Annotated in this window: 1 pseudogene; it reads left to right on the forward strand. The window is 63.8% G+C overall.

Features of this window, described 5'->3' with window-relative positions:
- Nucleotides 1-17: 17 nt before the first annotated feature.
- Nucleotides 18-232 (forward strand): annotated as a pseudogene (locus tag P9228_RS30940) (phosphomannomutase/phosphoglucomutase); the annotation flags it as partial.

Here is a 232-nt window from a genome sequence, read left to right on the forward strand (position 1 = left end):
GCCTGGGGCCGTCGCCGATGCTCTATTTCGCGGAAGCCACGCTAGAAGTGGATGGCGGCATACAGGTAACGGGCAGCCATAATCCCGCCGAGGACAATGGCTTCAAGCTGGTACTTCGACACGACAGCTTTTTCGGGGAGGATATCCGCGATCTCGCCCGGATCGCCGCCGCCGGCGACTGGGAAAGCGGCGCCGGGACCGTCACTGACGCCGACGTCGCCGACACCTATGT

The sequence above is a fragment of the Mesorhizobium sp. WSM4898 genome (assembly GCF_029625845.1).
Lineage (GTDB): Bacteria > Pseudomonadota > Alphaproteobacteria > Rhizobiales > Rhizobiaceae > Mesorhizobium.